The sequence below is a fragment of the Pseudomonadota bacterium genome (assembly GCA_018817425.1).
GTDB lineage: Bacteria > Desulfobacterota > Desulfobacteria > Desulfobacterales > RPRI01 > RPRI01.
Map to the genome: position 1 here is coordinate 1 of JAHITX010000031.1, position 7,707 is coordinate 7,707.

At 40.2% G+C, this 7,707-nt stretch carries 6 protein-coding genes; 1 reads left to right on the plus strand and 5 read right to left on the minus strand.

What is annotated here, in order from left to right; genetic code table 11:
* Positions 1-235: 235 nt before the first annotated feature.
* The 5 genes from KKC46_06575 to KKC46_06595 form a co-directional block, all read right to left on the minus strand.
* Positions 236-580 (minus strand): hypothetical protein, encoded by a 345-nt coding sequence (locus tag KKC46_06575; protein ID MBU1053478.1) that lies wholly within the window; start codon positions 578-580, stop codon positions 236-238.
* An 81-nt stretch (positions 581-661) separates the two neighbouring features.
* Positions 662-1,183, minus strand: coding sequence for a hypothetical protein (locus tag KKC46_06580; protein MBU1053479.1), 522 nt, complete (start codon positions 1,181-1,183; stop codon positions 662-664).
* A 106-nt stretch (positions 1,184-1,289) separates the two neighbouring features.
* Complete coding sequence (locus KKC46_06585; GenBank protein MBU1053480.1) at positions 1,290-2,405, minus strand: hypothetical protein; 1,116 nt, start codon at positions 2,403-2,405, stop codon at positions 1,290-1,292.
* Between the two features lie 97 nt (positions 2,406-2,502).
* Positions 2,503-3,738: a hypothetical protein gene (locus tag KKC46_06590; GenBank protein ID MBU1053481.1), complete on the minus strand. Its 1,236-nt coding sequence runs from the start codon at positions 3,736-3,738 to the stop codon at positions 2,503-2,505.
* Between the two features lie 65 nt (positions 3,739-3,803).
* Entirely contained in the window at positions 3,804-5,114 is a 1,311-nt protein-coding gene (locus KKC46_06595; protein ID MBU1053482.1) for a DUF1329 domain-containing protein, read from the minus strand.
* Positions 5,115-5,922: 808 nt separating this feature from the next.
* Between KKC46_06595 and KKC46_06600 the strand changes: the two genes are divergently transcribed.
* A complete protein-coding gene (locus tag KKC46_06600) occupies positions 5,923-7,611 on the plus strand; it encodes a helix-turn-helix domain-containing protein (protein MBU1053483.1) in 1,689 nt (562 codons plus the stop codon).
* Positions 7,612-7,707 lie beyond the last annotated feature (96 nt).

Sequence of the window (7,707 nt, forward strand, 5' to 3'; positions counted from 1 at the left end):
CTTTCAGGCTCAATAATTTAAGTGGGTTATGTGGCATGCAAACTTGACCAATTACTGGCAAAGTTTATAACTGGCTGAATTTAATCAATTGTTTTTTTTAAATATAATTTGATTTATTCTTCTTCGCGAATGTCGGGTTAAATGTTTTCGTCTTGTTGGAAACTATCATCCTCGGAAGATCTTCCTTTCTGATACGAACTATCTCTTTAATGGACGATTCAAGGCTTGTCCCATTTCATATTGGTCCCAATGCCTTATAAGAAGCCCTTTGAATGGCGTGTCTAACAACGTGAGGACGAATGGGTTTATTCACCTTTCTGTTAAGGATTTCATGGACTCGCGTAAATTCTTGATTCACCGGTTGCCAGTCTATCTTATTAATCTGTACTTTATTTGCATATTCAACTGCCTTAATCGCTGAAAGTGAGCCGGCGCTCATATTCATATCAAGGCCGGCGGTTCTTACACCTCTGATACCACCACCTAACGGGCAGAAAAAACCGGGTATATCGGTTGCAAGATTCTCGTCAACTATTGGATGCGCATTGGATTCATACCAGGTCATTAGCCATGAATTCACAATCAGTCAATCTGGCACCGTGCCTTAAGACAATCGCATCCAGATCTCCCGTATTATCAGGACTGCCAATAGAAGTCGGGCTTACGGTAATCCAGCCATAGTGCCATGTGCAAGGACCTGCGGCAGCAATCGTGGTTTTAGCCCTGAAAACACGATATGATTATAGACTGCGCTCATCGCCTTCTGATTGCCCAGACCCTCCGAGTACCAAAAGTTGAACCTATATGCCGGATCGCTATCTATTATACTGGAAACATAGTTGTCCCAATTCATACCAAACCCGCCGCTAAATCCGAAAGGCCCCTTGTCTACCATTAATAAATTGGCGCCCTGACCAAAGGCCTCCATAGCAGCAGATACAGCCGCGAAACCACCCCCAAGGATAAGTATATCAGTATCATATACTTCGTAAACAGGCTCTGGTACGAGAACTGTCTTTCCAGGAACCGGAACTTCTTTGGACATATCTTTACTGGCTAAGGCATCACCGGCAAGATTGGCCATGCCCATAGTGCCTGCTATACCACCGGCAAAAAGACTGGCATTTTTCAAAAAATCCCTGCGCGATGTTACCTTATTCTCCTTCTTTTTGTTTTTTGCCATCTTTATTACTCCTTTCAGGATTCGAAAGAAACTCTACTAAACTTTGATTGCAAAAACAGGTTTGTTGTTGGACTATGTAAGAGTTTATCTGATGTAAAAATATCTGCTAAATTTTCAAAGGAAGTTTTCCATACTCTTTTGCCGCCTCCATGAAAATATCCAGGTGCTCTGCCGGAGTGTTCGTATCCAAACCATCTGTTGCCAATACAAAGCGCCCGCCTGCCCATCCTTCCTTTATAAGCCTTTTTACTTCATCACGAATTTTATCCGCAGGTCCATGAACTAATATGTTGCTGCTCATACCATAACGCAGTGTAAGGTTATAATCTACTGCTATTTTTTTTGCTTTCTCCAGAGGTGTAGGCTGGCCGCTGTGCAAGAAAAATCCATGAACACCGGCTTTGGCATATGATTCCAAAACATGTGACCAGTCTCCGGCTCCTATTATAAAGCAAGGACAAGGTAAAGATTTAACCAGGCCGCATACATATGGAAACTCATATTCTTTATGCATGGCGTATGATACCTGGTCATCAACTCCTACAATATGGATCATGTCGGCACCTGCCTCAAACATTGCCGTACCGTAATCAATTGTAAATTTCATGACCAAAGCGGCTATGCTGTGAGCCAGCACCGGATCTTTACGAAGGGCCAGAAATTGCTTATCCATAGGCATGATAACGGGACCAATGGCCCCGGGAATGGGCATAAAACCAAAGATAGGCATAATATCGCCAAGCTTTTTCTTGAGTATGCTAAGCATCCAGAGCTGCCATGGCAGTGTGCCGTCTTTGCGTGGGTTCGGTATTTTTACTTTTACCAGATCCGCTGCTGTATTAATTATACTTTCACTAACAAAAGGAACTCCATGATCACTATAGACCATTTTTGCACCGAATTCTTTTTCTCCTGCGCTGAACCGAAAAGCGGAAGGTGTGTCATAGCCGAATCTCTCCAAATGAGTAAGATATGCAAAAAGTGCTGTTTTCGGATTGCTGTATAGTTCGGATGTTGTTACCCCGTAGTTGGTTGCTGCATGCAGACCTATAGCACACACCTGAATGGGAATCCGATCGGGCGTTTCTCCCCGATATACGGTTTCAAATCGTTCGCGAGGTGTTATTGCCTCAGTTGCAACCCGTTGCCGGATTTTTCCGCATATCTCGTCTACTTTGGCTTCTTCTTCTGTAGTCAGTTGAACTCCGTAGTCTTCCATCATGCTACCTCCTCCTCATTTGATCCGGCATCCAGACCTATTTTAGTTTGCCGGAATGACGAAAATATGGGTTTTCTGACTTTCTATGGTTTCATCATACTCACATCTTAGCAAATTTAATTGCAGCTGACATACTGGCGTCCATATGTTCAGGGGTTGTATAATAGTCAATAGCACCCAAACCTATCGTGCATCTGTTGTTTGGAATTGCCTTTGCGGCATCACACCTTTCCTTTATCTCTTCTTCGATTTTGGATATAGGTCCGCTAAGAAGGAGTTTGTCTGAAGGAGCATAGCATCCGTAAAGGTTGTTTTTTTGCATAAAATCATTTACTATTTTGTAGTCGGTAATATCTCCTGTGCACATGATTCCGTCGAAGCTGTCATCCCCTAAAGCTCCGGCTTTAAGCATTTCATCCAGCCAATCGATAGCTCCATTGAAGGCCCAGGCATGAACGATAGGCTTATTTACCGCGGCTTTTACTGCCTTGCCGATTCTTGCATATTCACCGGCAGCCCACTCTGACCCTTTTACAGGATACATTCCAACATCTGAGCACATGTAGCTGTAATCTACTTTTCCTAAATTGGTTACTGCTATACCCAGTTTGATCAACCAGTCAGAAGCAAGGTGCGTTGCCTTTATGCAGAATTCTTGATTCTTGCGGAGATATTTCATAAATTGATTGCAACCCATCATATGCATGGCGGCAAATCCGTCCGGCCCTTCACAAAAAGACCCTTCGATGGGCATAACATTGCTTAGTTCGTATTTATCAAATATCCGTCTTACTTCCTGGCAAAACCAGAGATATTGAGCAAACATGCCATGTTTTGTCGGATCGGGTGCTTCCAGTCCTTCCAGATCTTCAATAGTCTTTATCGGCAATTCTCCATCATGAACAGGGTTGCCGTTTTCTATAAACATTGAATCACCACCGAATAATTCTTCTCCATAAGAGATTGGTGCACAAAACATTCTTTCCATTTTATAGCGGGCTGTGGTTGCCAGATGTGATTTAACCAACAGCTTGGGATAATAGTAAGCATCGATGGTTTTTACGGCATTAGCAAACCCGTCAAGAGTTCGCACGGCATAGGATGGGAAGTAAAACGTCTCCACAATCAGACGGTCTCTTTCCTTGCCTTCCATAGTTGCCTTGAAGCGTTCCATCGGCGTCATTTCTTCTTCGGAGATATTTTTATGAATCTTATTGCAGTATCGCTCTATCTCTCTTTCCTCTTCAGAGCTCCATGTAAGACAGGCATTTAATTCATCCAGTGATTTTCCGTAGTATGGACCAGCACCTTTCATCTTTCCTAATTTAACGGTCATGGTAGTTTGTCTCCTTTTTTTGCAAAATAGTATATTATATTATTACCGGATAATTAATTGCTTCCTTATTTTGATAACAACAAGAAATTATTCACGGCAAAAAAGCTGGGATCCAGTTTTGAAGCCGGCATAAATAGGAATGATTCCGGATGTGTTGATCGGCTAACACATGTAGAGTGATGAGTTTTTTCGTCAATAAATGGCATGGCATCAAAATCTCCTGTATTATTTTTACCGCTTGGAGTTTCGCTGTAATGCAATAAAGTAGTAATCCATGTCCTGAAATCACCGGATCTTTCATATACTTCCTTGTACCATATGGTATAAGTTTCCTGATCAATATAATTTACGTGCAACCCCCAGTTATAATAAGGATCTTTAGGCATCTGTTCCACAATCCATACTTTCCTTGGGACATAGGTAATACCAAGAGGCGCCCAGGATGCACCCTTCCAGTTTGGATCTTCATAACCGCATTTGATATGATTGCCGGTATAAGGATATGCCCTGGACATTCTTCCATCCGGCAATTCCTGAGCAGGAATCATATTCGGACTGGTAAAAGAAACTAGAATTGTCTTTTCTCCCACATACCTCCATTTCATGTTTCTGTCTTTCCCATCCCACATATAATTCGTATCCATCCATGAATCAGAGCCCATATAGGGGTCGGACTTCGATGTTGTGCCGGTTTGTCTAATCCTTCGGATGGCAGGAACATAGGCATAATTGCTATCTTGCTTTTCATCCATATATATATAGCTCAATGTATTGGTTCCTTTTACGCTCATAGGTTCCATAACATTCTGGAATTGGTAGTAGAGAAACTTATCGGGATTTTTTATTTCCTGGCCTGGTGGACGGCCATTCATATAAAGGCGCTGATCTACGCCTTCAATATAGCGTTCCTCATCTTTTTTATCTATCCAACTAATATATATATGTTCTCTTGAGGCCATAAAACGGTATCTTTGGAAATTAAAATTATATATCATCTTTTCTCCGGCCTTGGGATCTTTCAGATCAATGTTAGGAAAAGGATAACCGTAAATATTTTCCGGATATTTTCCGGTGCGTTTATCGATCAAATCACCCTCATGTGTTATGTCAAATTTCTCTCCATTCTTTGCGCTTGCTGCAAGAAAGCTGTCACTATGTTTGTATTTGAAGTTTATTTTCCCCGGTGTAACAACATAGTCACCTCTTTCAACCGCAAGGTACATAGCCGGAATAAGAAGCTCTTTGAATTGACTGCAGTTGGTCTTGTCGATCACTTTTGGCAAATCCATAGCTTTAACGTTAGTGCCACATAAGAGCAGAATAAGCAGAAAACACAATGGCAATCCAAAGTACTTTAGAATTATCATTCGTTTCATTTCTCCTTTCCTCCCTCCATCTTTATAGTTGTTATAATTATTTTATTCTCCGGCATTAAACAGCCCTTTTGAGGATCGCATCAACTGCTAAGCGCTGTCAGGCAAGACATTAAACAACAAAGGGGCTGTTTAATGCCGGAGAGCACTTTAGTAACATAAGATCTATAAACATGACTTTTGATCAATGGCCGCTTTTAAAAACTCATCTATTTAAACAAACGTCAAAATTGCGATAACCAGGGTAACCGCATTTGGATTAATATATTCAGTCCAATTTAATAAAGTTAAATCCTTGTAATTTTTTCCTAAATAAAGAGCGCCACTGCTCATAAATTTTCTTTTTATGGCGAAACCCCCCATCACTCAAAAAATTCTCTTTCTATAAAGAAAGCCCCTTACTCAAAATTCCCCCTTAATAAAGGGGGCCAGGGGGTTGTTTTGTCATAAAGCTGTTTTATAAAGCTTTTATTTGCGGGTTATAGTTGCACACACAACCCCCTTAATCCCCCTTTTCTAAGGGGGAATCTATTGGAATTCCTCATATATATACCAATATCGATTACCCTTGGTTTACTTTTGTAGTGTTAGATAAATCCAAATGCGGTTACCCTGTTGCGATAACTCTTGTATCTTGACAAAAAAACCTTTGTTAAGTAAATATAATAATATAGGTGGCATGGAGTATTGATTTTCCGATAGAACGAGCCGTTCACAAGAATATGTGAGCGCCCCTGAGTTTTTTTTAATATATGTGCTTAACCGGTGAATGTATCCTGTTGTCCGATTCTAAAAGGAGTGTAAATAATTAGTGGTTCCCTTACGAGGAAAAACCATTGCCGATAGTAATAATAGTGAAACCAAGCTCTACAAATCACTTGGATCTTTAATCCATGACTATCGGCAATGCTATAACCTGAGCCAGGAAAAAATTTCGGAATTGATCGGAATAAGTGTCCGGGAATTAAGAAATTGGGAAACAGATCGTTGTCACGCTCGTATAGAGAATCTTCATGATCTTTCCGAAGTCACTGGAATCCCAATGCAGGTATGTGTTGCTCTTAACGCAGATCAACCCATCTGGTATTCTCTACAGGAAAGGCGTTTTGCATACTCATCGATGGAAGCCCAGTTTTATTCCCATGAACTTTATAAATTCAGTGAACAATTGGGCGACAGCTTTATTGTAAGAGCTGAAAGAGTTTCAAAAGATAAACACATTAGCATGATTCTTTCATACCATAGGGAGATTTACCATACGGTAAAACCATTGCTTAAGGATGTCATAAAAAAAGCTGCTATGCTTCTACCTGATTTGAACCATATAATTTTTGACTCATGGGGTCATTATGTAGGTCATATTATATTTCTTCCTTTAAGATCAGATATATATGAAAAAATCAAAATGCAGGAGAGCTTCGAGCATTATCTGACATGCGATAGAATCAACGATATTCTTTCTATTAATGAAGGGGTTTATTTTAATTATTCTTCATATGCAGCCAGTATAAATGCATCACACCAGAATATTGTACGTATTGCGCGATACTTTGCTAAAATAAAAGAAAAGAAAAGATACATAGTTGCCGGTTATTCACCTGTGGAAGAAACATGCAAACTCTATAATAAGATTGGCATGAGCTTCGCGAGAGATTATCGATGTTCAAGTTCTGAAATTTGGTGTAAACTTTATGAGGTTGAACTGGATGCCCTGATAAGACCTAAGCAGCCTTTATGGAATTTGTTAAGTACTATTGAACAAAGTGAAAACCAGGCGTTTCCAAAAAACCTGATAAAAAAGGCAAGACAGAATATTCCTTTGCGTGCCATATCCATAAAATCAGACAATAACAGCAGCAAGCTCGAAAATGATTCGCCAGAAAAACTACACGGCTATAATTCTTTAAGCCATGATGTGCCGCTAAGTGTTGGTGACATGCCGCTAAGTGTTGGTGGGCGAAAGTATGATGACAAAAAAGAATCAACGGACAAAACATACAGTGTGGAGAAAGAGGTTTGCCAGAATCCTGAATGCACATTATATAATAAGACGAATAAAGATAATATCATCTCTTATGGGACATACCGGACAAAAGCAGACATCTTATTTCATAGAAATATTTGTAAAGAATGCGGTAAATCATTCTCATGCAGAGAAGCCGGGATCTTTTATAGCCTTTACGGCCTTCGATCTCCTGAAGAAAAAATCCTGATGGCTCTTAAACATTTGGTAGAAGGTATGCCCATACAAAGAGTGGCAAAGATCATAGGCATTAAACCCCATACTATTCAACACTGGTTGAAAGTAATTTCGGAACAAAACGGAAAAATAGATGCGATGCTTGAAAGAAAACTAAATGTTTCTTCCGCTGAATTGGCTGATTTATGGAATTTTGTGAAAAACAACGCCCTGCACCAAAGAGCGGCCCTTTATAAGCGGCATAAAGATAAAGGTCTTAGCCCGACATTCGCGAAGAAGAATAAATCAAATTATATTTAAAAAAAACAATTGATTAAATTCAGCCAGTTATAAACTTTGCCAGTAATTGGTCAAGTTTGCATGCCACATAACCCACTTAAATTATTGAGCCTGAAA